21 protein-coding genes and 1 tRNA gene are annotated in these 21,351 nt (G+C 67.8%); 4 read left to right on the top strand and 18 right to left on the bottom strand.

Going from position 1 to position 21,351, the window contains the following annotated elements; genetic code table 11:
* Positions 1 to 162 precede the first annotated feature (162 nt).
* The 4 genes from SLG_RS08175 (at position 163) to SLG_RS08160 (ending at position 2,806) form a co-directional block, all read left to right on the top strand.
* Entirely contained in the window at positions 163 to 447 is a 285-nt protein-coding gene (locus tag SLG_RS08175) for an integration host factor subunit beta (RefSeq protein WP_014075981.1), read from the top strand.
* A 111-nt stretch (positions 448 to 558) separates the two neighbouring features.
* Positions 559 to 645 (top strand) — tRNA-Leu (locus tag SLG_RS08170).
* Positions 646 to 895: 250 nt separating this feature from the next.
* Positions 896 to 2,326, top strand: a complete 1,431-nt coding sequence (locus SLG_RS08165) for an ABC transporter substrate-binding protein (RefSeq protein WP_014075980.1) — start codon at positions 896 to 898, stop codon at positions 2,324 to 2,326.
* Between the two features lie 48 nt (positions 2,327 to 2,374).
* A complete protein-coding gene (locus SLG_RS08160; RefSeq protein ID WP_014075979.1) occupies positions 2,375 to 2,806 on the top strand; it encodes a DUF4112 domain-containing protein in 432 nt (143 codons plus the stop codon).
* A 24-nt stretch (positions 2,807 to 2,830) separates the two neighbouring features.
* Here the strand turns inward: SLG_RS08160 and SLG_RS08155 are convergent, their stop codons facing one another.
* From SLG_RS08155 to SLG_RS08070, 18 genes are all read right to left on the bottom strand, one after another.
* Positions 2,831 to 3,583, bottom strand: a complete 753-nt coding sequence (locus SLG_RS08155) for a ribonuclease T2 family protein (protein ID WP_014075978.1) — start codon at positions 3,581 to 3,583, stop codon at positions 2,831 to 2,833.
* Positions 3,580 to 4,452 (bottom strand): carboxylating nicotinate-nucleotide diphosphorylase, encoded by an 873-nt coding sequence (nadC, locus tag SLG_RS08150; protein ID WP_014075977.1) that lies wholly within the window; start codon positions 4,450 to 4,452, stop codon positions 3,580 to 3,582. Before nadC ends, SLG_RS08155 begins: the two co-directional genes overlap by 4 nt.
* Positions 4,449 to 6,587, bottom strand: coding sequence for a prolyl oligopeptidase family serine peptidase (locus SLG_RS08145; RefSeq protein ID WP_014075976.1), 2,139 nt, complete (start codon positions 6,585 to 6,587; stop codon positions 4,449 to 4,451). The genes nadC and SLG_RS08145 overlap by 4 nt, the downstream gene beginning before the upstream one ends.
* Before the next feature lie 57 nt (positions 6,588 to 6,644).
* On the bottom strand, positions 6,645 to 7,937 hold the full coding sequence (locus tag SLG_RS08140; RefSeq protein ID WP_014075975.1) for a DUF2254 domain-containing protein: 1,293 nt from the start codon (positions 7,935 to 7,937) through the stop codon (positions 6,645 to 6,647).
* 14 nt (positions 7,938 to 7,951) lie between these two features.
* A complete protein-coding gene (gene nadA / locus SLG_RS08135; RefSeq protein ID WP_051003852.1) occupies positions 7,952 to 8,956 on the bottom strand; it encodes a quinolinate synthase NadA in 1,005 nt (334 codons plus the stop codon).
* A 54-nt stretch (positions 8,957 to 9,010) separates the two neighbouring features.
* Positions 9,011 to 9,730 (bottom strand): hypothetical protein, encoded by a 720-nt coding sequence (locus SLG_RS08130; protein WP_041392928.1) that lies wholly within the window; start codon positions 9,728 to 9,730, stop codon positions 9,011 to 9,013.
* A gap of 58 nt (positions 9,731 to 9,788) precedes the next feature.
* The gene (locus SLG_RS08125; RefSeq protein ID WP_041392926.1) at positions 9,789 to 10,694 is read right to left on the bottom strand and encodes an MBL fold metallo-hydrolase; all 906 of its coding nucleotides are present in this window, start codon (positions 10,692 to 10,694) and stop codon (positions 9,789 to 9,791) included.
* 97 nt (positions 10,695 to 10,791) lie between these two features.
* Positions 10,792 to 12,489, bottom strand: a complete 1,698-nt coding sequence (locus tag SLG_RS20335) for a peptidase M56 family protein (RefSeq protein WP_014075971.1) — start codon at positions 12,487 to 12,489, stop codon at positions 10,792 to 10,794.
* On the bottom strand, positions 12,486 to 12,854 hold the full coding sequence (locus SLG_RS08115; protein WP_014075970.1) for a BlaI/MecI/CopY family transcriptional regulator: 369 nt from the start codon (positions 12,852 to 12,854) through the stop codon (positions 12,486 to 12,488). The genes SLG_RS20335 and SLG_RS08115 overlap by 4 nt, the downstream gene beginning before the upstream one ends.
* Before the next feature lie 454 nt (positions 12,855 to 13,308).
* Entirely contained in the window at positions 13,309 to 13,638 is a 330-nt protein-coding gene (gene grxD, locus SLG_RS08110; protein WP_041392922.1) for a Grx4 family monothiol glutaredoxin, read from the bottom strand.
* Between the two features lie 49 nt (positions 13,639 to 13,687).
* Positions 13,688 to 13,921: a BolA/IbaG family iron-sulfur metabolism protein gene (locus tag SLG_RS08105; protein ID WP_014075968.1), complete on the bottom strand. Its 234-nt coding sequence runs from the start codon at positions 13,919 to 13,921 to the stop codon at positions 13,688 to 13,690.
* A 10-nt stretch (positions 13,922 to 13,931) separates the two neighbouring features.
* On the bottom strand, positions 13,932 to 14,255 hold the full coding sequence (locus tag SLG_RS08100; protein ID WP_014075967.1) for a DUF1476 domain-containing protein: 324 nt from the start codon (positions 14,253 to 14,255) through the stop codon (positions 13,932 to 13,934).
* A 130-nt stretch (positions 14,256 to 14,385) separates the two neighbouring features.
* Positions 14,386 to 14,979: a 3-isopropylmalate dehydratase small subunit gene (gene leuD, locus SLG_RS08095; protein ID WP_014075966.1), complete on the bottom strand. Its 594-nt coding sequence runs from the start codon at positions 14,977 to 14,979 to the stop codon at positions 14,386 to 14,388.
* A gap of 92 nt (positions 14,980 to 15,071) precedes the next feature.
* Positions 15,072 to 15,959 carry an N-acyl homoserine lactonase family protein gene (locus SLG_RS08090; protein WP_014075965.1) on the bottom strand — a complete coding sequence of 296 codons (888 nt, stop codon included), beginning with the start codon at positions 15,957 to 15,959 and terminating at the stop codon, positions 15,072 to 15,074.
* Between the two features lie 138 nt (positions 15,960 to 16,097).
* The gene (gene leuC, locus SLG_RS08085) at positions 16,098 to 17,543 is read right to left on the bottom strand and encodes a 3-isopropylmalate dehydratase large subunit (protein ID WP_014075964.1); all 1,446 of its coding nucleotides are present in this window, start codon (positions 17,541 to 17,543) and stop codon (positions 16,098 to 16,100) included.
* Between the two features lie 41 nt (positions 17,544 to 17,584).
* Positions 17,585 to 18,862 carry an MFS transporter gene (locus tag SLG_RS08080; RefSeq protein WP_014075963.1) on the bottom strand — a complete coding sequence of 426 codons (1,278 nt, stop codon included), beginning with the start codon at positions 18,860 to 18,862 and terminating at the stop codon, positions 17,585 to 17,587.
* Positions 18,863 to 18,991: 129 nt separating this feature from the next.
* A complete protein-coding gene (locus tag SLG_RS08075) occupies positions 18,992 to 19,642 on the bottom strand; it encodes a CoA transferase subunit B (protein ID WP_014075962.1) in 651 nt (216 codons plus the stop codon).
* Positions 19,642 to 20,364, bottom strand: coding sequence for a CoA transferase subunit A (locus SLG_RS08070; protein ID WP_014075961.1), 723 nt, complete (start codon positions 20,362 to 20,364; stop codon positions 19,642 to 19,644). Before SLG_RS08070 ends, SLG_RS08075 begins: the two co-directional genes overlap by 1 nt.
* Between the last annotated feature and the right edge of the window lie 987 nt (positions 20,365 to 21,351).

Raw genomic sequence — 21,351 nt, 5'->3', positions numbered from 1 at the left:
CCGGCCGTTTTCGTCATTCCGTCGGTTTTCCCGCGATTCTTCTTGATTTGGGCATGGCCTGTGGCAAATCCGGGCGATTGCGGGGGCGCAGAATTCGGGGAACGGACAGCGAACCGCGATGATAAGGGGAAGGCTTCGGCCTACATCGGAAAGACCGCGCAGATGATTCGTTCGCAGCTCGTGCAGAAACTCGCCGTACTTCATCCCGATCTCAGTCTTCAGGAAGTCGACCGGATCGTCGACATCGTCTTCGAGTCGATCGGCACGCGCCTCGCCGAAGGCGGCCGGGTGGAACTGCGCGGATTCGGCGCCTTCACGACGCGCGGGCGTCAGGGACGCACCGGCCGCAATCCCCGCACCGGCGCCGCCGTGGTCGTTCCGGCCAAGCGGGTGCCGCACTTCAAGCCCGGCAAGGAAATGCGCACGCGCCTCAACACGACGGACTGAGCGCACGCCCTTCTTGCGGCCGCCCGACACAGGCGATGGCCGGAGCCATGCGGAATCGCGCAAAAGGTCATGGACGCCGCCGCCCGGGCGCGCCATAGCCGGCCGGGCCGCGCGGACGTGGCGAAATCGGTAGACGCAGCAGACTTAAAATCTGCTTCTCCTGTGAGAGTGCGGGTTCGAGTCCCGCCGTCCGCACCAGTTCCCGGCGGCCGGTTCCCGCCCGCCGCGCGACGATGCGCTTTCCCTACAGGCCCGGCCCCTTCGACGCCCCAACCCCGCGCCGCGCGTTCTTTCTGATCCGGCGCATTTCCCGGGTCACGAGATGTTTCCACCCGGCCGGAAAATCTCTAGAGCCTCTGCCATGCTCCACGCCCCTCTCCCGCCCGCAAGGCCGAAGCGGCGCGTCCCTGCCCGGGGGCGGAAGGCCCATCTGGCGCTGGCGTGTCTCATGCTGGCGCTCGTTTCCTGCGGCCGTGGCCGGGGCGATGACAGTGCCGTCCAGGTCGATGTCATCGGTGTGGCGGAACAGACGGTCAATCCGCTGCGCGACAGCGTCTCACCCGCCGCCAAGGCCATTCTGGGCGCGACTGCGCAGGGCTTGCTTGCCTATGACGCGCGCGGCGAGGTTGTGAGCGCGCTCGCGGAGAGCTGGATCGTCGAGGATGGCGGGCAGAGCTACATCTTCCGCCTGAGGCGTACCAGCTGGCCGGATGGCGAGCCGGTAAAGGCGGATCAGGTCGTCCGCCTGCTGCAGGAGCGGATGCGCGCCAACCCGCTCTCGCTGGCGGGCCTGAGCCCGCGCCTGCGCGCCATGACCGACCGGGTGATCGAGATCCGGCTGGACGCGCCGCTCCCGGTCTTCCTGCAACTGCTCGCACAGCCGCAATTCGCCATTTTCTCGCGGGCCGGCGGCACCGGCCCCTATCGCGCCACGCTTGCCAATGGCGTCATCGCGCTCGAACCGATGCCGGCCGTGACGGACCCCGAGGCTGAGCCCGAGCCGGCCCCCGCGCCGATTCTCCAGCGCAGCCTGCGAGTCCATCGCGCCGCCCTGGCCCTTGTCCGGTATCGCGAGGGCAGGACCGATCTCGTCCTGGGTGGACGCTTCCAGCATCTGCCGCTCGTGTCCGCCGCGGGCTTCGAGATGCGGGATCTGCGCGCCGATCCCGTCACCGGCCTGTTCGGTCTGGCCTTTGTCGGCAAGTCGGACTTCCTGGCGGATCTGTCCGTCCGCGATGCGCTCTCGCGCACGATCGACAGGGAGCGGCTGGCCGCGACGCTGGGGCCTCCCGGCTGGCGCACGGCGGTCTTCCCCCTGCCCGGCCCGCTCGATCTGGGACGGCAGCCCAGCGCCCCCGGCTGGCATGATCGCCCGGTCGAGGAGCGCGTCGCCTCGGCGCGACGCGTGATCGAGGCGTGGCGCGCAGCCCATGACGACAGCGATCCGCCGGTGCTGCGCATTGCCCTGCCCGAGGGCCCCGGTGGCTCGGTGCTGTTCATCGCTCTTGCGCGCGATCTGGGGCAGCTTGGCGTGCGGCTCGATCGGGTAGCGCTGGATGCCTCGGCCGATCTGCGCCTCATCGACGAGGTCGCGCCGTTCGACAGTGCCTTGTGGTATCTGAGCCGGCTCGATTGCCCGGCCCGCATCGCCTGCGATCCCCGCGCGACCAAGCTGCTCTCGGGCGCGCGTGAGGCGAGCGATCCTGCCGAGCAGGCCCGTCTGCTGGCCGAGGCGGAAGCGCTGATCGTGGCCCATGCCGGCTATATCCCGCTTGGCCAGCCCGTCCGCTGGGCAATGGCGGCGCGCCGCCTCACCGGCTTCCAGCCCTCGCCGCGCGGCATCCATCCATTGAACCGGCTGATCGCCATCCCCAATTAATGAGATGCCGGCACCCCTCGCCGGCATCTTGTGAGGATCATTCGGCCCATGGCTGGCAGCAATCCCCGTTTCGAAGACATGATGTCCGGGCTGGACCGCATGCCCGGTCTCGGCCGCGATCCGCGCGCGGTGCGCCAGCGCGTGGAAGCGATGGAGCAGATCCTCGAGAACGTCTTCACCCTGCCCGGTACGCGCATGCGCGTCGGGCTGGATGCCGTCCTCGGCGTCGTCCCGATCGTGGGCGATCTGCTGGCGGCCGCGATGGGCGCCTGGATCGTCTGGGAAGCGCGCAATCTGGGCATGTCGCGCTGGCAGCTCATGCGCATGAGCGCCAATGTCGGCATCGATACCGCGATCGGCGCGATCCCGCTGGTCGGCGATGCGTTCGATCTGTTCTTCCGGTCCAACACGCGCAACCTGCGGATCATCCGCAAGCATCTGGACCGGCATCACCCGCAGGCGGCAATCATCGAGGGCTGAGCGCGCGCGGGCGCTGATCGGCCTTCAGCGCTGGCGGATGCGCAGCCGCCGCCCGGGCGCCGCGCCCTTGTTCCAGTCGGGTCGGCAGGCCGCGAAGCGCTGCTGCCGGTCCATGCACAGCCATAGTTCATCGAGCCACCCGTCCTGCGTCATCCGCACGCGGATCGCGCGGGCGTCGAGCGCCGGGAGCCGTGCCCGGTTGGCCGCGACGAAGGCTTGCGTGAAGCGCGCGACCGTCAGCGTCCCGTCCGCCGCCAGACGCGTCATGTCGGGGAAGCGCACGCGCGCATAATGCCGCCGGGCGGCCGCGAAATAGGGCTCGGGCGCGCGCGCCATGCAGGTGCCGTGCCGCGCCCATTCATGCTGGAGCAGGTCCACCGAAGGCGTCGCACACAGGCTGGCGCGCAGCACCGGCGTGCTCAGCCGCTCGGCAGGGCGGCAATATTGCGGCCAGTCCCGTCCCGTGCCCTGCGGCCAGAGCCCGTGCAGCACGAAGCCGAAGCGATTGTCCTTGCCCGCGCACTGGAAACTCGTCGAATCCCGCGCCTCCGCGCAATGCTGCGGCGACCAGCTCAGCGCGAGCAGATAGCCGCCGATCGGCATGATCCGGGGCTGCGCCTGCCCCGTCGGGGATTCCTGACGCGGCGCCTCGATCTGTTCGGGCAGCGCGCAGGCAGCGAGCTGGGCCTGCGCCGGCGCGCTGGCGAGATGCAGCGCGCCCAGAACCGGCAGGACATGCGCCAGTCCCCGGACGCCCCGCTGCACCCGGCCGGTCATGCCCGAAAATCGAGGCCGATGTCCGCCGCCGGGGCCGATTGCGTCAGCCGCCCCACGCTGATGAAGTCCACCCCCGTCACGGCGAAGTCGCGGATATTCTCGAGGCGGATGCCGCCCGATGCCTCAGTGGGCACACGCTTGCCGACCAGCGTCACCGCCCCGCGCAGTACGGCGGGGCTCATATTGTCGAGCAGCAGATGCGTCGCGCCTGCGGCGATGGCGGGCTCGATCTGGTCGATCCGGTCCACTTCCACGATGATGCGCGCCACGCCCGCCGCCTTCGCCGCGCCCACCGCCGCGTCGACCGATCCGGCGACGGCGATATGGTTGTCCTTGATCATCGCCGCGTCCCACAGGCCCATGCGATGGTTCTGCGCGCCGCCCATGCGCGTGGCATATTTGTCCAGCAGGCGCAGGCCCGGGATGGTCTTGCGGGTATCCAGCAGGATGGCGCCCGTGCCGGCGATCCGGTCGACATAGCTGCGCGTCAGCGTGGCGATGCCGGTGAGGTGCTGCACGGTGTTGAGCGCGGATCGCTCGGCCGTGAGCATCGCCCGGGCCTTGCCGCGCAGGCGCATGAGGTCAGTGCCCGGCGTCACCTGCGCGCCTTCCGCCACCAGAATCTCGATCTCCACCTGCGGGTCGAGCGCGCGGAAGAAGGCCGCCGCGATCGGCAGGCCCGCGACGCTCACTGCGTCCCGGCTGTCCATCACGCCTTCGAACATCGCATCGGCGGGGATCACGCTCTCGGACGTCACGTCGCGCCCGGTGGGCCCTAAGTCCTCCGCCAGCGTGGCCGCGACGAAGCCCGAGAGATCGAACCCCTCGATGGCGAAGGCGTCATGCGCCGACGATGTCGCGACGCTCACTGGCCTTCGCCCATCAGTTCCCGCTTGAGGAAGGCATGGAGCATCGCGGCGCGGATCGCGTCCTCGGCATGGTCGGCGCCCACCGAATGGCCGCCCTCGCGATATTCGTGATAATAGACGGTGTTGCCATAATCGCGCAGCCGCGCCGCCAGCTTGCGGGCATGGCCCGGATGCACGCGGTCGTCCTTGGTCGAGAGATAGAAGAAGGTCGGCGGATAGGTCACGCCCCGCTTCACATTCTGATAGGGCGAATAGAGCTTGATGAAGGCCCAGTCCTCCGGCTTGTCCGGGTCGCCATATTCGGCCATCCAGGATGCGCCCGCCAGCAGCTTCGAGTAGCGCTTCATGTCGTGGAGCGGCGATCCGGAAATCACCGCGCCATAGAGGTCCGGCCGCTGCGTGAGCGCCGCGCCGACCAGCACGCCGCCATTGGAGCGGCCGGAAATGCCGATCTTCCCCTTGGGGCTGATCCCGGCCTTCACCAGGTCCTCCGCCACGGCATGGAGATCATCGAAGCTGTTCTGGCGCTTCTCGCGCAGCGCCGCATCATGCCAGGCCGGGCCATATTCGCCGCCGCCGCGGATGTTGGCGAGCACATAGGCATTGCCGTCCTCCACCCAGAACAAGCCGAGCGGCCCGGCGCGATAGGGCTGGCCGGTGAGATAGCCGGGCAGCTGCGCCGCGCGGAACCCGCCATAGGCATGGATGAGCGCGGGCACCGGCCCACTCGTGCCTTTCTTGCGCACGAGGAAATAGGGCACGCGCGTGCCGTCCTTCGATGTCGCGAAGCGCTGCTCCACGGTGAACTGGCTGGCGTCGAACCGGTCGGGCAGGCTCTGCACCCGCACCGGCGCGCCGCTGGCGGGCACGGCCATCAGCGTGGGCGGCTGGAGCATGCCCTCGACCGTGACGAAGGCGAGATCGCGCTTGCCCGCGCCATTGAGCAGATGGACGGTCGCATTCTCCGCGAGCGGCACGGCCCGGCTCGCCCAGCGCCCCGTCTTCGCGTCGCGCGTCAGGGCGAGCAACCGGCCCTGCACATCGTCGAGCAGGCTGATCCACACCAGATTGTCGGTCGTCTCGACATCCTGGACGGCCTGCGCGGCGGTCGGCGTGAAGATCAGCTCCGGCTTGGTCTCGCGCCCGGCCTCGATGTCGGCCAGCGACCAGGCCACCAGCGATCCTGCCGGAATGTCCCCGAGCGGCCGGTTGAGGAAGACGACCGCGCGCCCGCCGATGATGCCGCGCATGTCGGCGCTATCGGGAATGGGCATCGGCACGAAGCGCCCGTCAGCCCGCCGCAGCAGCATGTCGGAAGTGTAGAAGTCCTTCGCGCGATAACCGAACACCCAGCGCCGGTCGCCGTCCATGGCCGCGCCCGCGCTCATGCTCACATCCTGCTTCTGGCCTTCCAGCACGGTGCGCGCGGCGGACAGCGGCGTGCCGCGCTTCCATTCCTTGACGATCCGCGCATAGCCCGAATCGGTCATCGATCCGGCGCCGTAATCGGTGCCGACCAGCAGCGTGTCGGCATCCACCCAGGCGATGTTGCTCTTGGCTTCCGGCAGCGTGAAGCCGTTCTTCACGAAGCTGCGGGTCTCCATGTCCCATTCGCGCACCACATCGGCATCGGTGCCGCCCGGCGAGAGCGAGACGAGGCAGCGCTTGTAGGCGGGCGCGAGGCAGTCCGCGCCATGCCAGACCCAGCTCTGCCCTTCCGCCTTGCCCAGTGCATCGACGTCGATCAGCGTCGTCCATACCGGCTTGCCCGCGACATAGGCGTCGAGCGGGCTGGAGCGCCAGATGCCGCGCGGGTTCTTCGCGTCGCGCCAGAGATTGACGACGCGGTCGCCCATGATCCGGTCCGGCGTCGCGATCTGCGCTTCATCGTCGAGAATAGCCCTCGCACGGGCCCGGTCGCTCTCGAAGGTCGGCGTGGCGCGCAGCAGCCTGTCGGTCTCGGCATTCCACGCCTCCACCTGCGCGATGGCGCGCGGCCCCTCTATCTCCTCGAGCCAGAGGAACGGATCCTCCGTTTCGCTGGTCTGCGCGAGGAGCGCGGTGCCGGCGGTGCCGGTGAGGAGGATGGCGGCGAAAGCGGAGCGCACGACTCCGATGGACAGGCTGTTGGTCATGCCCCTCGATTAGACGGGCCGCCGACCTGCATCAACCGGCCAGGGCCGTTGTCGCGCTCATGGCCGGTCGAAGGTCTCGCGCGTCGCGGCAAACGCCGCCTCGACTTGGGCCAGCGCAGGCCCGTCCAGGGCAAGGCGGGCCTGCTCCATCAACTGTTCCGCTTCCCGCGCCAGCATCGCCCGGCGACGCGGTCCCCGGCAGCCATGCGCCACGCTGGCGAGGCATTCGAGGAACTTGCATGCCGCGATCGGGCTGCCGGCCGCGGCGAGGCGCACGGCACCGAAGCCGCGCCCCAGATAATGAGCGAAATCGTCCGGCCAGGGATGGACACGGCGCCTGCCATCGGACGGCAGCAGCGCGCTGACGCCGAGATTGCGCCGCGCGAGCGACGCCGTCGCAGCGGCGAGCCAGTGCAGCGCCGTGACGGCCGTGAACGGATCGTTGATGCCCGGCGAGAGGGCCCGCAAGGCGATTTCCGCCAGTTCGTCGATCAGGAAATCGGGGTCCTGCTCGGGCGTGCGCAAGGCGCCGAACATGAACGCGCCCCGCAGGGTCTCCGCGCCGTCATCCGGGAGCGCGCCATGCACCCTGAGCAGCGGCACGTCCGGATGCACGAAATCCCCTGTCCGCAGGCTGAGCGCGAGAATGAGATCATGGTCGCAGGCGAAGGATTGCAGCCGATCGAAATCGATCAGCGTGACATAGCCGGTCGCCCTTGCCGGCACCGGCGCGCCGCCTGCGGGTGCCGCCGGCTCATCGTCCTGCCCGTCCTTCGGGAAGCGGTCCTCGATCTGCGCGATCAGCCGCTTGCCGACACGCTCCAGCACGGTGTTGATGCGGATGCTCGCCGGAATATGATGCAGGAAATAGACCAGCACCGCGACGGAGAGCGCCATGAGCAAAGTGGCGACAAACAGGGAGATCTGCGGCACGAAGCCATGTGCGTCCGCGCCCTCCCCGGGCATGCGCACCGCGCGAAGCACCAGCACCGCATAGACGAAGGTGGAGATGAAGCTCCCCAGCGCGAGCTGGTTGCCCTTGTCCTCCATGAAGTTGGTGAGCAGCCGGGGGCCGTAGTTCCCGCTGGCATAGGCGACGGCGGCGATCGTGATCGAGAAGACGGTCGAGGCGACGCCGATCATCGATCCCGCGATGACCGTGAGGATGTTGCTTGCGCCTTCCGGGCGGGCAGGCACGATCCAGCCCGTGCGCGCCATCCAGTCACTGCCGCCGGCGTGATCGAGCGCGATGGTGAAGATGGCCGTCAGCACCGCCAGCACGGAGAAGAGGGCCGGGAAGAACCAGTAGCTCGCGTTGAGACTGAACCAGAAGGCGCGCAGCCTGGCCATGACGGCGCGCCCCTTTATTGCGAGCCCACAGTCCCGATGTCGCCCTGCCCCACCGTGCCGCTCGCCATTTCCAGCATGCGGTCGAGGCTCTTGCGGGCCGCAAGCCGCAGCGTCTCGTCCATCTCGATGCGCGGCTGCAGGTCGCGCAGGGAAATATACAGCTTTTCCAGAGTGTTGAGCGCCATATAGGGGCAGATGTTGCAAGCGCAGTTGCCGTCCGCGCCCGGCGCACCGATGAACGTCTTGTCCGGCACCGCCAGTTCCATCTGGTGGATGATGTGCGGCTCGGTGGCGACGATCAGCGTGTCGGTTTCCATCGTGCGGGCATATTGCAGGATGCCGCTCGTCGAGCCGACATAATCGGCATGGTCGATGATCGAGGGCGGGCATTCGGGATGCGCGGCGACCGGCGCGCCGGGATGCTGTGCCTTGAGCTTGATGAGCTCCGTCTCGCTGAAGCTCTCATGGACGATGCACACGCCCGGCCAGAGCAGCATCTCCCGATCGAACTTGCGCGCCAGATAGCCGCCCAGATGCTTGTCGGGGCCGAAGATGATCTTCTGTTCCCGGGGAATCTGGCTCAGGATCGTCTCGGCCGATGAGCTGGTGACGATGATGTCGCTCAGCGCCTTCACTTCCGCCGAGCAGTTGATGTAGCTGAGCGCGATGTGATCGGGATGCGCCTCGCGGAAGGCCTTGAACTGCGCGGGCGGGCAGCTGTCCTCCAGCGAGCAGCCGGCGTCCATGTCCGGCAGCACGACGATCTTCTCGGGCGAGAGGATCTTGGCCGTCTCGGCCATGAAGCGCACGCCGCAAAAGGCGATCACGTCGGCGTCCGTTTCCGCCGCCTTGCGCGAGAGTTCCAGGCTGTCGCCGACGAAATCGGCCAGGTCCTGGATTTCCGGCCTCTGGTAATAATGGCCGAGGATGACGGCATTCCGCTCCTTGCGCAGCCGGTTGATCTCGGCGAGCAGGTCGATCCCCGCCAGGCTTCCGCCGATCCCGCCACGTGCGTCCATCATCGATTCTCCCGCTTGCTCACCCTTCGCAGATGGCCCCGGGAGCGCGCGGGTTCAACCTGTAATCGAGCGGGCCAGCGCGACGAACGGCGGAAATCCGGCAAGCGGGCGGATGAGCAGCACGAAGGCGAGCATCACGCCCACGCCCCAGCGATAGGCCGGGTGGACTCGTCCGCGGGTCCGCCAGTCATAGATCATCCCCGCCGCGAAATAGAGCAGCAGCACCCCCGCGATCCACCAGACCACGGTTTCGCCCAGCAGCGGCAGCGGCAGCAGCCGTCCCCAGGCCGGGCCGAGCGCCACCAGCGTCCCGCCCAGCATCAGTCGCCGGTGCCAGTCGGTCCGCCGGCGCAGGCGGATGCCGGCCCAGACCAGCCCCGCGAAGGCGAAGATATTGAGCCAGTCCATGGCGAGGAAGAACACCGGATCGAAGAAGGGCGGTGCGCGGCCCGCCGCCAGCGAGAGCGCGGTGACCGTGAAGCCGACCAGCACCATCCACACGCTCCACGCCGCGCCGACCATGCCGAGCCGGCGATGCAGCGCGAGATTGCCCTGCCACACGAGCAGGTTCTGCACGAGGTAGAGCGTCACCCAGCCCATCATCGTGAGCGCATGGACATGCACCCACCATGGCGCCCCGAAGCTCGACTGGCCGATGAGGATGAAGAAGCCGAAGCCGCCCACCGCCGTCACGGCGATGGCAATGGCCATGGCGAGGAAGAAAGTCCGTTCCCTGTCGATGCCGGCCGGAGCCGGAGTCAGTATCGTCGCCATGCCACCGTCCCCCAGCATGCCTCGAATGCCGGGAGGATGCGCCGCGCGGTGGGCGCCGTCAAGCAGCCGCGCCGGTCTCCCGCGCCGACCAGAGGGCTCCTGCGGACCGGACGAGTGCCCGGCGTTCCAGGTCGATGAGATGCGCCAGCACGGACCGCCCCGCCGCGCCGTGCAGGCGCGGATCGAGCCCGGCATACATGGCGGCGACCATCGCGGGAATCGCGCTGGGACCTTCCCGCCCGAGATGGCGCAGGATCTGCCCCTCGCGCATCCGCCTATGGCCCAGCAGATGGCGCACGAAGCGCTGCGGCTCGGCGACCGGCTCGCCATGCGCGGGATAATAGAAGCGGTCGGCGCGCGCCATCAGCCGCTCCAGCGAGGCGAGATAGGCGGTCATGTCGCCATCGGGCGGCGAGACCACGCTGGTCGACCAGCCCATCACATGGTCGCCGGTGAACAGCACGGCTTCCTCCGCCAGCGCGAAGCAGAGATGATTGGAGGTGTGGCCCGGCGTCGCCAGCGCGGTGAGCGTCCAGCCCTCGCCCGAGAGTTGCTCGCCATCGGCCAGCACCCGGTCCGGCGCATAATCGGCATCGAAGGCAGCGTCGGCGCGCGGGCCCTCGTCATCGAGGGTGAGCGGCGCGCATCCGATGATGGGCGCGCCGGTCAGCGCTGCCAGTGGCGCGGCGGCCGGGCTGTGGTCGCGATGCGTATGCGTGCACAGGATCGCCCGCACCGGCCGCCCGTCGATTGCGGCGAGGATCGCGCCCAGATGCCGCTCGTCCGCCGGACCGGGATCGATGATCGCCAGATCGTCCGTTCCCACCAGATAGGTCTGCGTGCCTTCATAAGTGAAAGGCGAGGGATTGGGCGCGAGCAGCCGGCCCACCAGCAGGGAAAGCGCCATGAGGACACCGGCTTGCGGGCCGGTCTGCGGCGCGCTCCCCGGCTCGGGCTTGGACATGACGGGGGAAGCGGGCTCGGCCATGCTCCCCATGTGTCACCCCGCGCCGCGAATGCAAGTCCCGTCGGGCGCGGCCGGCGCCGCGCCCGCCGATCTATCAGTCGCGCGCCCGCAGGCGATCCACCTGTCGGTCGAGATCGCGCATCATCCGCGCGCGGGACTGCTCCGGGATGCTCGGGTTGCGGGCGATGTCGGCCCGGGCCTGCTGCAGCCCGCGCACCGCGCTCATCCGCGCATGCCGCTCCATGTCCTCCCCGCAAATGCGGATGCTGATCTTCTTGCGCTCGCGGCCGTCCACCCGCACCGTGCTTTCGTGCGTGTCGACATAGCTCTTGCTGTCCGAGCAGCCCGATCCCTGGCGCACTTCCACGATCGGGACGGTCGCGTCGATCTCGGCCCGCGTCGGCACGGCGACCCGGATGTGGCGATATTTGTCGGTCCCGCTGCGCGCGACATAGGGCGCGGGGGGCGACGGCGGCGTCGGGGGTGACGGCGGCGTGCGCATGGAGGGATGAGCGGGCGGCAGCGGCGGCTCGGGCGGGGCCGGCGGCAGCGGCGGTGCCGGCATATCGGGCGCCATGGCGACGCGGGCGGCGCGCGCCTCTGCGGCGGCAGCACGGGCCTCGGCCTGGGCGGCGCGCGCCTCGACCTTGGCGGCACGGGCCTGCTGGGCGACCGCGCGGGCCTCCAGCTGCGCTGCCCGCGCATCCTGCTCGGCGCTCGCGGCTTCACGCGCAGCGTCATGGGAGACGGCCGCGACGGCCTGCGAGACGGCCGGAAGCGAAGGCAGAAGGTCCGCCTTGCGAGGGATCGGCAGAGCCTCGCTCACCTTCGCTCCGACCTGGGCGGCCATGCCTTCGCCGGACGCCGTAAGGGCAAGTCCCGCGATCATGACCGCGCCGGTCAGTGTGACGCCCGCGAGGCGCCGGCGCATGCTGGGGCTTTTCCTGGACAACATGGATAGTCTCCGTTTCAGTCGGTTGACGCTATTGAGATGGCAGACGGCGGAGAGCGCCCCGCCGCTCGCGCATTTGACCAGCGCGCGGCCATAGGCATGGCCCAGCCCCCGGTCGCGAATGGCGCCGATCACGTCCGCATCGCACGCCATTTCCTGGTCGGCGCGGAAGGCGCGATAGGCGTACCACGCAATGGGATTGCACCAGTGCAGCGCGAGGAAGCCCAGCGCGAGGCTGTTGGCGATCAGGTCGCCGCGCCGGTGGTGGGCCAGCTCATGCGCCAGCGCCATGGCATGTTCCTCGACGTCGAAGCGCGTCATCGCGTCCTTGGGGAAGACGATGAAGCGGCGCCGCAGGCCGAAGGCGACCGGTCCCTGCACATGCGGGCTGGCCATGAGGTTGATGCCCCGCGCGGGCGAGCGCCGCCGCGCAGCATGGGCCAGCACTTGCCGGCAGAATCGGCGATAGCTCAGCATCTGCCAGAGAGCGAACACTGCCGCCCCGGCAAGCCAGAGCCCGGCGAGCACCGCCACGACCGGGAAACCGTCCGTCCCTTGCGCGGGCAGCGCCTGGGCGACCTGCAGGTCCGTCATGCGGGTGCGCACCAGCTCGGTGAGCGCTCCGGTGGCGCCCAGTCCGGCGACCGGCAGGTCCGCGGGCACGACCATGGAGATCGGCAGCAGGGACAAGGGCGGCATGACCATGCGCAGCGCCGGGAGCAGCCAGAGCGCATAAGCGACCCGCGCCCCGAACAGCTGCCGCACGGGATCGCGGATGACCAGCACGAGCAGCATGAGGCCGCTGGTGGCGATCAGCGTTTCGACGAGCCAGGCGATCATGGCTTGAGCGCCTTGAGCAGGGCCTCGATCTCGGCAATGTCCTTGTCGGAGAGCTGCTGCGTCTCGGCGAGATGCGCCACCAGCGGCGAGATCTGGCCGCCGAACAGCCGGTCGACGAGCCGCCGGGATTCATGCGTCACATAGGATTCGCGCTCGACGAGCGGGCGATAGAGATAGCGCCGCCCATCGGCCTCATGCGCGATCACGTCCTTGCTGACGAGCCGCGCGAGCAGCGTCTTCACGGTCTGCAAGCTCCAGTCCCGCTCGTCCGCCAGCGCCTCGCTGACTTCGATCGCCGTCAGCGGGGATCGGCGCCAGAGCACCTCCATCACCGCATGTTCGGCATCACTGATGCGTTCACCCATGTCTTGTCCTCCCTTGGCAGACTCGACTGATTACAACTGTAATCGACATCTACGACTGTAGTCAATAGGAAGGAAAAGCTGCACGCCCGATGAACGATCGCCCTGTCGGGAAACTTTACAGCCGCACCCTTGGATAACGCGCGCTTAACTGCCGGATGCCGCCGGAAAAGCCCGGTCGGGCAGGCTGGCACGGCGCTTGCGTATCAGGGGATGCACCCGCAAACTGGGGGATGCGGCTGGTCTCCTCGCCCATCCCCCACATTTTTCCGATCCATCCGGAAACGCGAGCGCTCCCCCGATCGCCATGCTCGACGCGGTCCGGCATCATCCCATCCATGGCAAAGGCAGGCGACTGCAGGGCCGCCCTGCCCCGTCACGTGGTTCGCACGCGCACGGCGCGCGTACTGGAGATAGCGCTCGATGAGGCTCGGCCGGAAAATCCGGGCCGGCGGGATCAGGCGGCGATGACGCCGCGCTCGACGAGGACCTGCTGCAGTTCGCCGGCTTCGTACATTTCCATCATGATGTCCGAGCCGCCGAGGAACTCGCCCTTCACATAGAGCTGGGGAATGGTCGGCCAGTCGGAGAAGCTCTTGATGCCCTGCCGGATCTCCTGATCCTGCAGCACGTCCACGCTCTCGAACGGCGCGCCGAGGCGCTCCAGGATGGCCACCGCGCGGCTGGAGAAGCCGCACTGCGGAAACAGCGGCGTGCCCTTCATGAACAGCACGACATCATTCTTGCTGACGATGTCGGCAATGCGGTTCTGGACGGTCTCGGTCATCATCGGTCTCCGGGCAGCGGTGAATGGCGCGCCCCGCGCTCTTCACCTGTCAATTGGGGACGGCAGTCGTCAGTTGCAAGGCATGGAGCACGCCGCCCATCCGCCCGCCGAGCGCGTCATAGACGGCGCGCTGCTGGGCGATGCGGGTCTTGCCCCGGAAACTCTCGGACGTGACATGCGCGGCATAATGATCGCCGTCGCCCGCCAGATCGGTGATCTCCACGGTCGCGTCGGGGATCGCCGCGCGAATCAGGGCCTCGATTTCATCGGCAGCCATCGCCATGACAGGTGCCTCAGCCTTCCTGCATGAACTGGCGGCGCGCCTCGGCCATCTTGTCGCCGAGCGCGGCGCGGATGCGGGCATCGTCCATGTCGACGCCGGCCGACACCAGATCGCCGAGCACCTTGCGGATCACGTCCTCGTCACCGGCTTCCTCGAAGTCGGCCTGGACGACGGCCTTGGCATAAGCGTCGGTCTCTTCCTTGGTCAGCCCCATCAGGGATGCGGCCCATTCGCCCAACAGGCGATTGCGGCGCGCCGTCACCCGGAATGCCAGTTCCTGGTCCTTGGCGAACTTGGTCTCGAACGCCTTCTCGCGATCGTCAAATCCATTCATGGATGAAAAGCCCTTGTCTCTTGTGTCTCTTGTGCAGCGTGCGGATTCGCTGCCTGTTTAGGAACCCGCCACGCTCATGGCAACGCGCTTCGCCGCGCCGGTCCCGGGAGGGTGGCGCCCGGTCATCGTTTCACGCCGCCGCCGGCACCAGCCAGGGGCGCCGCGCCGCGTCCATCCGCTCGAAGGCGGCAATCGCGTCGTCGCTGCGGATGGTGAGGCCGATCTCGTCGAGCCCGCCGAGCAGGCAGGCCTTGCGGAACGGATCGATCTCGAAGGTGAAGCGATCCTGGAACGGCGTGGTGACGGTCTGGTTCTCCAGGTCGATGGTGATGGTGTCGGTCTTCGCGACCTCCAGCAGCCGGTCGACTGCCTCCTGCGGCAGCACGACGGTCAGGATGCCGTTCTTGAAGGCATTGCCCGAGAAAATGTCCGAGAAGCTCGGCGCGATCACGGCCGTGACGCCCATGTCGATGAGCGCCCAGGCGGCATGTTCGCGGCTCGACCCGCAGCCGAAATTGTCGCCCGCCACGATGATCGGCGCGCCGGCGTAGCGCGGATCGTCGAACACATTGCCCGGCTCCTTGCGCAGCGCCTCGAACGCGCCCTGCCCCAGCCCGCTGCGGCTGATCGTCTTGAGCCACTTGGCCGGGATGATGATGTCGGTGTCGACATTCTTCATGCCGAAGGGATAGGCGCGGCCCTCGACCTCCTTGACCGGTTCCATGAAAACTGCCTCCAAACGTCAGATAGCGCGCTGGTGACCGATCGGGCCGGAGCCGTCAAGGCCGCCGCCCCTGCGCCGCGCATTCGGCCCGCTCATTCCGCGGCCTTGGGGAAGGCCGGCAGGCTGGCGACATCGCGATGGTCATGCTGGATGATGAGTTTCGCGCCCAGCGCCTTGGCGATGGCCTTGAGCCGGTCGATCGAGGCCAGCGAATCCGCGCGGTCGATATTGAAGCCCGGCACCCGGTCATGCTCGTAATTCTCGCGGAAATGCACGGCATCGCCGGAGATCAGCACCGGCCCTGTCTTCGGCAGCCGTACCAGCAGGCCGTGATGGCCCGGCGTATGGCCCGGCAGATTCAGGATGGTCACGCTGCCATCGCCGAACACGTCCTTGTCGCCCGTCAGCTGCTCAACCGTGCCGCCGCCGCTGATCCAGTGCGCCAGCGGCGCGGGATCGGCATTGGCATAGCGGGGCGGCGTCGCGGTCAGCACCGCCCAGTCGCCGGCGCCGATCAGCAGCTTGGCCTGCGGGAAGCGGCTTGCCTGCCCGATATGGTCGCCATGATAATGGCTGATCCCGACGAACGCGACCTTCGCCGGATCGACGCCGATCTCGGCAAGCTGTTCGGGCAGCGTGCGGCGCAGCAGGATGGTCTCGGTGGAGCCCGCGAAGCCGGCATCCCACAGCATGAGCTGGTCGCCATGGCGGATGAGGTAGCAGCTCGCGACGAACGGCATCCTGAGCGGCGGATCAGTATAAGCGAACGCGTCCGAGAAGGCGCTGACATCGCGCGGCTGGCGATATTCGCCGCAATCGAGCCGGGTGAGCGTGATGGTCGCCGGGGAGGAAGCGGGCGGCTTGGTACGCGCGGGCGATGATGTCTGTGTCTGTGTCTGCGCCTGCGCGATGGCTGGCGTCATAAGCAGCAGCGCCGCCATCGCGGCGCATGCGGGTCCGGCCAGCGTCAGGTCGCGCATCGTCCCTCTCCCTTCCGAATGCGGAAGGTCAGCGGGGCGTGCCGACCTCCGGCTTGGCGTTACCGAGCCCGACGGCCATGGCGGCACTGCCGATGGCGCCGAGCACCAGGATCCAGAAAATCTTTTTCATTGCGCCCCTTAACCTTGTTCGTTCCCCATTAGGTCACGGACGTCGGCAAGTCGACCCTTAATCGCCGCGGCGGCGGCCATGACGGGCGAGACCAGGTGGGTGCGCGATCCGGGGCCCTGCCGCCCCATGAAGTTGCGGTTGCTGGTCGAGGCGCAGCGCTCGCCGCTCGGCACGCGGTCGGGGTTCATGCCCAGGCACATCGAGCAGCCCGGTTCGCGCCACTCGAACCCGGCCTCGATGAAGATGCGATCGAGCCCTTCCGCTTCGGCCTGGCGCTTGACGAGCCCGGAGCCCGGGACGACCAGCGCCTGCCGGATGCGGTCGGCGATCCTGTGGCCCTTCAGCACCGCGGCGGCGGCGCGCAGGTCCTCGATCCGGCTGTTCGTGCAGCTGCCGATGAAGATATGCTCGACGCTGACGTCCTCCATCCGCTGGCCGGCGGAGAGGCCCATATATTCCAGCGATCGCGCCGCGGCCGCGCGCTTGGCGGGGTCCTCGAAGCTCTCGGGATCGGGCACCATGCCGGTGATCGGCACGACATCCTCGGGGCTCGTGCCCCAGGTGACGTTGGGCGCGATGTCGCTCGCGGCGAGCCGCAGCGTCTTGTCGAACCGCGCGCCTTCGTCGGTCACCAGCGTGCGCCACCAGGCCAGCGCGCGTTCCCAGTCCTCGCCGTGCGGCGCCATCGGCCGGCCCTCGAGATAAGCGAAGGTCCTCTCGTCCGGCGCGAACAGGCCGGAGCGCGCCCCGCCCTCGATTGCCATATTGGCGACGGTCAGGCGCCCCTCGATGCTCATCTCGCGGAAGGTCGAGCCGCGATATTCCACGACATGCCCCGTGCCCCCGGCCGTGCCGGTGCGGCCGATGATCGCCAGCACCACGTCCTTGGGCGTCACGCCATAGCCGAGCGTGCCTTCCACCTCGATGGCGAAGGTCTTCGAGCGCTTGAGCTGCAGCGTCTGCGTGGCCATCACATGCTCGACCTCGCTGGTGCCGATGCCGAAGGCCAGCGCGCCGAGCGCGCCGTGCGCGGCCGTGTGGCTGTCTCCGCAGACCAGCGTGGTGCCGGGCAGCGTGAAGCCCTGCTCCGGGCCCACGACATGCACGATGCCCTGCTCGGGCGCCACCGCGTCAAAGTAGCGCACGCCGAATTCCGGCGCATTGCGCTCCAGCGCCGCGAGCTGCTGGGCGCTCTGCGGGTCCTCGATCGGCAGGCGATGGCCCTGCGCGTCCACGCGCGCCGTGGTCGGCACATTATGGTCCGGCACCGCGAGCGTCAGGTCCGGCCGGCGCAGCTTGCGCCCGGCGAGGCGAAGCCCCTCGAAGGCCTGCGGGCTCGTCACTTCATGGACGAGATGGCGGTCGATATAGATGAGGGACGTGCCGTCGTCGCGTGTCTCGACGACATGCGCGTCCCAGATCTTCTCGTAGAGCGTGCGCGGTTTCTCGGTCATTTCGCCGCTTCCCTAGCGCCGCGGGCATCGCGGCGAAAGCCCTATATTGGCCGCGCGAGATCCGCTTCAATGGTGCGCGACGCCAGCCAGTAGTGCGCGGACGCCCAGAGATAGACCGCCGCCATGCTCGCCATGGCAAAGCCCAGCGCCAGTCCCGGGTCGGTGCCGCGCGCCGCATAGCCGTCGCTCACCGCGCCGAGCAGCAACGGGCCGAAGCCACCGCCGACCAGCGTGTAGATCATGGACGTGAAGGCCGTGCCTGTCGCGCGCATGCGGGGGCTGAGCATGTTCTGGAACGTGCCCTGCGTCGGGCCCAGATAGGTATACTGGATGATGCCGCACAGGCCCACCAGCACCACGATCAGCGCCGGCTCGTCGCGCGTGATGGCGAAGGCATAGAGCGGCCCGACGAGGCACAGGGTGATCGCCGGCATCAGCGCATAGGCGCGCGGATTGCCGCGCGAGGCCAGCCGGTCGGCGAGCCAGCCCGAGCCCAGGATGCTGAGCGTCGCCGGCAGGCTGGCAACGAGCCCCGCGACCAGCCCCGCCTCCACCAGCGTGAAGTCGAAGCGCCGGATGAGATAGGCCGCCAGGAAGGCATTGAGCCCGAAGCCGACCATCCCGGCAAGGCTGGAGCCCATCAGCATGTTGCGCATGGTCGGCCAGCGCAGATAGCGGCCGATCACCGCACCGAGCGGCGGCACCGTGTCGCTCGCGCCGGCCGGGCCGTCATGCCGCCCGCGCCGCGGCTCGGCGACGAACAGCGCGAGCAGCAGCGCGAGGATCAGCCCCGGCACCGCCGCCACGAACAGCGCCGCGCGCCAGCCGTAGAGCTGCGCGATCAGCGCGCCGCCGCTGGCCCCGATGAAAGCGCCGAGCGGCGGCGCCAGATTGAGCGCCGCCATCATCGTCGCCCGCTTCTCGCGCGGGAAATAGTCGGAGACGACCGAATAGGTGGCCGGGAGCCCCACGGCCTCGCCCACGCCCACGCCGATCCGCGCGAGCAGGAGCTGGACATAGCTCGCCGCGAGCCCGCAGACGGCGGTGGCGGCGGACCAGAGCACCGTGCCCACCCAGATCAGCGCGATGCGCCGCCGCCGCTCGGCGATCCGCGCGACGACGAGGCCGAGGCCCACATTCAGCACCGCGAAGGCAAGGCCCGTCACGATGCCGAGCTGCGTGTCGCTCAGCGAAAACTCCTGCTTGAGCGGCTCGGCCAGCACATTCATGATGATCCGGTCGACAAAGCCGACCACGCCGATCGACGTCAGCAGCACGAGCGCCAGATATGGGCGCTCCTTGATGGTCCCGATGGCCATTCACCCTCCCCTGTTATCGCGCGCCCTTTGCCGGACCTGCGCATGCCGGAGCAACAGAAAAGACGCGGCGCACGAAAAAGGCGGCCCGGCGCAATGCCGGACCGCCTTTTACGGCACTGCGACGCCCGCTCAGGCCGTGGCCAGGGCGACCTCATATTTCGCGGTGGTCTTCTGCGCGACTTCCTCCGCCGTCACGCCCGGGGCAAGCTCGATGAGCCGGAAGGGCTCGTCATGGCTCGTCCGCTGGAACGCGGCGATATCGGTCACGATCATGTCGACGACATTCTTCCCCGTCAGCGGCAGCGTGCAGGCGGGGATGAACTTGGGCTCGCCATGCTTGCTGGTGTGTTCCATCACCACGATGATCTTCTTGACGCCCGCGACCAGGTCCATGGCGCCGCCCATGCCCTTGATCATCTTGCCCGGGATCATCCAGTTGGCGATGTCGCCGCCCTCGGAGACTTCCATCGCGCCGAGCACGGTCAGGTCGATGTGCCCGCCGCGGATCATCGCAAAGCTGTCCGCGCTGGAGAAATAGACCGAGCTGGGCAGCTCGCTGATCGTCTGCTTGCCGGCATTGATGAGATCGGGGTCAACCTCGTCCTCATAGGGGAACGGCCCGATGCCGAGCATGCCGTTCTCGGATTGCAGCGTCACTTCCACGCCGGGCGGGATGTGGTTGGCCACCAGCGTCGGGATGCCAATGCCCAGATTGACGTAGAAGCCGTCCTTCAACTCCTTCGCGGCGCGCGCCGCCATTTCATCGCGGGTCCAGGGCATTATGCGGTCTCCCCCATCTTCTCTTCACGCGGCCGAACGGTGCGGAACTCGATCTTCTTGTCGTAGGGCGCGCCCACGATCATGCGCTTCACATAGATGCCCGGCAGATGGATGCAGTCGGGATCGAGGCTGCCGGTCGGCACCACTTCCTCCACTTCGGCGACGCAGATCTTGCCGGCAGTCGCCATGGGCTGGTTGAAGTTGCGGGCGGTCTTGCGGAAGATGAGATTGCCGCTCTCGTCCGCCTTCCAGCCCTTGATGATGCACAGGTCCGCATAGATGCCGCGCTCGAGCACATAGTCCTGCCCGTCGAAGACCTTGGTCTCCTTGCCCTCGGCCACCTGCGTGCCCACGCCCGTCTTGGTGTAGAAGCCGGGAATGCCCGCGCCTCCGGCCCGGCAGCGCTCGGCGAGCGTGCCTTGCGGGCAGAACTCCACCTCCAGCTCGCCGGAGAGATACTGCCGCTCGAATTCCTTGTTCTCGCCGACATAGGACGAGATCATCTTCCTGATCTGGCGCGTGCGCAGCAGCTTGCCGAGCCCTTCATTGTCGATGCCGGCATTGTTGGACGCGACCGTAAGGTCCTTCACGCCGGAATCGCGAATGGCGTCGATCAGCCGCTCCGGAATCCCGCAAAGGCCAAAGCCGCCCGCGCAAAGCAACATCCCGTCGAACAGCAGCCCGTCCAGGGCAGCCTTCGCATCGGGGTAGAGTTTCTTCATCGGTATCTCCCTCTCCGCAACCGAACCAGCGCACGCCAGCCCATAAGATGCGCCCGCTTTCCGGTCAAACCCGCAGCCTTGCGGAAAGCGGCAGCAATATGAAACGGAGACGGAAATTCCGCAGGGCGAAAATGGGCGGACGGACCCGCCATCGCCTCCATCGCCACCCCAACCCATACCACCCCCTCGTCACCCCGGGCTCGCCCCGGGGTCCCGCTTCCTTTCAACCGATCGCCAACAGAACCCAGGCAGCACAGCCAGCCCACGCGTCCGCCACGCACATCCCGGACGCCAGAAGACAGCGGGACCCCGGGGCAAGCCCGGGGCGACGGATGCGCAAGGCAGCGCCACGCTCACAACCTAGGCTGCGTGGAGAAATTCCAAACGTGAACGACCGACCGCTATCAGAAGCCGTGTCTCAGCCCTGCTACGGCCGAAATGTTGTGGGGAGAGGACCTTCCGCACAACGTTCTAGAGATCTTCGCTCGAAAAGACGTCTGCGACCTTCCGCATCCGTAATCCAAACGCCGTCTACAAGCTCGGGAGTATCTAATTTGGTTTGAACCGCGAGACTCCAGATAGATAATCTTCGATTATTTGGAACTGTGTTGCTTTCCTGAGGCATCGCCAACGGTTTATGGAATTGAAGCCGCAGTCCTGACTTTGTTGCGGCAAGTTCGAAAGCTGCCGGTTTCATTTGTGAATACGCCCACCGGAAGCCTGAATTATCGATGACAATCCGCTCGCCAGTAGCGTCCACGAAGCAACCATAAGCGTGTGATGCAAGGGGTGCCTGATCCGGCTTCTGGCTAAAAAAAAGTGGTCCCGTAACAATTGCGAGAAGCACGAGAGCGGGCAAAACCCAATTAAAGAAAACTTCGAATGTTTTGTCTTCATACGGCACGAACGCGTCTTACGACGGTCTCGCGAATGTCCGCAACGTCGTCGTATCCGGAACGACCAATGTGGGACGGGAAGCACGGATAG

Source organism: Sphingobium sp. SYK-6 (assembly GCF_000283515.1).
GTDB lineage: Bacteria > Pseudomonadota > Alphaproteobacteria > Sphingomonadales > Sphingomonadaceae > Sphingobium > Sphingobium lignivorans.
The sequence above is the reverse complement of the archived record's forward strand: the minus strand, read 5'-3'. Positions and strand labels throughout refer to the sequence as shown.

Coding starts and splice junctions, on each gene's coding strand:
- leuD (WP_014075966.1), bottom strand. CDS start 14,979: ATGGAACCGGTCAAGGAGGTCGAGGGCCGCGCCTATCCCTTCGGCATG.
- SLG_RS08090 (WP_014075965.1), bottom strand. CDS start 15,959: ATGCGCGACCTGACGCTGGCCGGACCCGCATGCGCCGCGATGGCGGCG.
- SLG_RS08160 (WP_014075979.1), top strand. CDS start 2,375: ATGGCTGGCAGCAATCCCCGTTTCGAAGACATGATGTCCGGGCTGGAC.
- leuC (WP_014075964.1), bottom strand. CDS start 17,543: ATGACCGAGAAACCGCGCACGCTCTACGAGAAGATCTGGGACGCGCAT.
- SLG_RS08100 (WP_014075967.1), bottom strand. CDS start 14,255: ATGAATGGATTTGACGATCGCGAGAAGGCGTTCGAGACCAAGTTCGCC.
- nadA (WP_051003852.1), bottom strand. CDS start 8,956: ATGGACGCACGTGGCGGGATCGGCGGAAGCCTGGCGGGGATCGACCTG.
- SLG_RS08080 (WP_014075963.1), bottom strand. CDS start 18,862: ATGGCCATCGGGACCATCAAGGAGCGCCCATATCTGGCGCTCGTGCTG.
- SLG_RS08105 (WP_014075968.1), bottom strand. CDS start 13,921: ATGGCGATGGCTGCCGATGAAATCGAGGCCCTGATTCGCGCGGCGATC.
- SLG_RS08075 (WP_014075962.1), bottom strand. CDS start 19,642: ATGCCCTGGACCCGCGATGAAATGGCGGCGCGCGCCGCGAAGGAGTTG.
- SLG_RS08175 (WP_014075981.1), top strand. CDS start 163: ATGATTCGTTCGCAGCTCGTGCAGAAACTCGCCGTACTTCATCCCGAT.
- SLG_RS20335 (WP_014075971.1), bottom strand. CDS start 12,489: ATGATCGCCTGGCTCGTCGAAACGCTGATCGCCACCAGCGGCCTCATG.
- SLG_RS08165 (WP_014075980.1), top strand. CDS start 896: ATGCTGGCGCTCGTTTCCTGCGGCCGTGGCCGGGGCGATGACAGTGCC.
- SLG_RS08145 (WP_014075976.1), bottom strand. CDS start 6,587: ATGACCAACAGCCTGTCCATCGGAGTCGTGCGCTCCGCTTTCGCCGCC.
- grxD (WP_041392922.1), bottom strand. CDS start 13,638: ATGACCGAGACCGTCCAGAACCGCATTGCCGACATCGTCAGCAAGAAT.
- SLG_RS08115 (WP_014075970.1), bottom strand. CDS start 12,854: ATGGGTGAACGCATCAGTGATGCCGAACATGCGGTGATGGAGGTGCTC.
- SLG_RS08070 (WP_014075961.1), bottom strand. CDS start 20,364: ATGAAGAAACTCTACCCCGATGCGAAGGCTGCCCTGGACGGGCTGCTG.
- SLG_RS08130 (WP_041392928.1), bottom strand. CDS start 9,730: ATGGCGACGATACTGACTCCGGCTCCGGCCGGCATCGACAGGGAACGG.
- SLG_RS08155 (WP_014075978.1), bottom strand. CDS start 3,583: ATGACCGGCCGGGTGCAGCGGGGCGTCCGGGGACTGGCGCATGTCCTG.
- SLG_RS08140 (WP_014075975.1), bottom strand. CDS start 7,937: ATGGCCAGGCTGCGCGCCTTCTGGTTCAGTCTCAACGCGAGCTACTGG.
- SLG_RS08125 (WP_041392926.1), bottom strand. CDS start 10,694: ATGTCCAAGCCCGAGCCGGGGAGCGCGCCGCAGACCGGCCCGCAAGCC.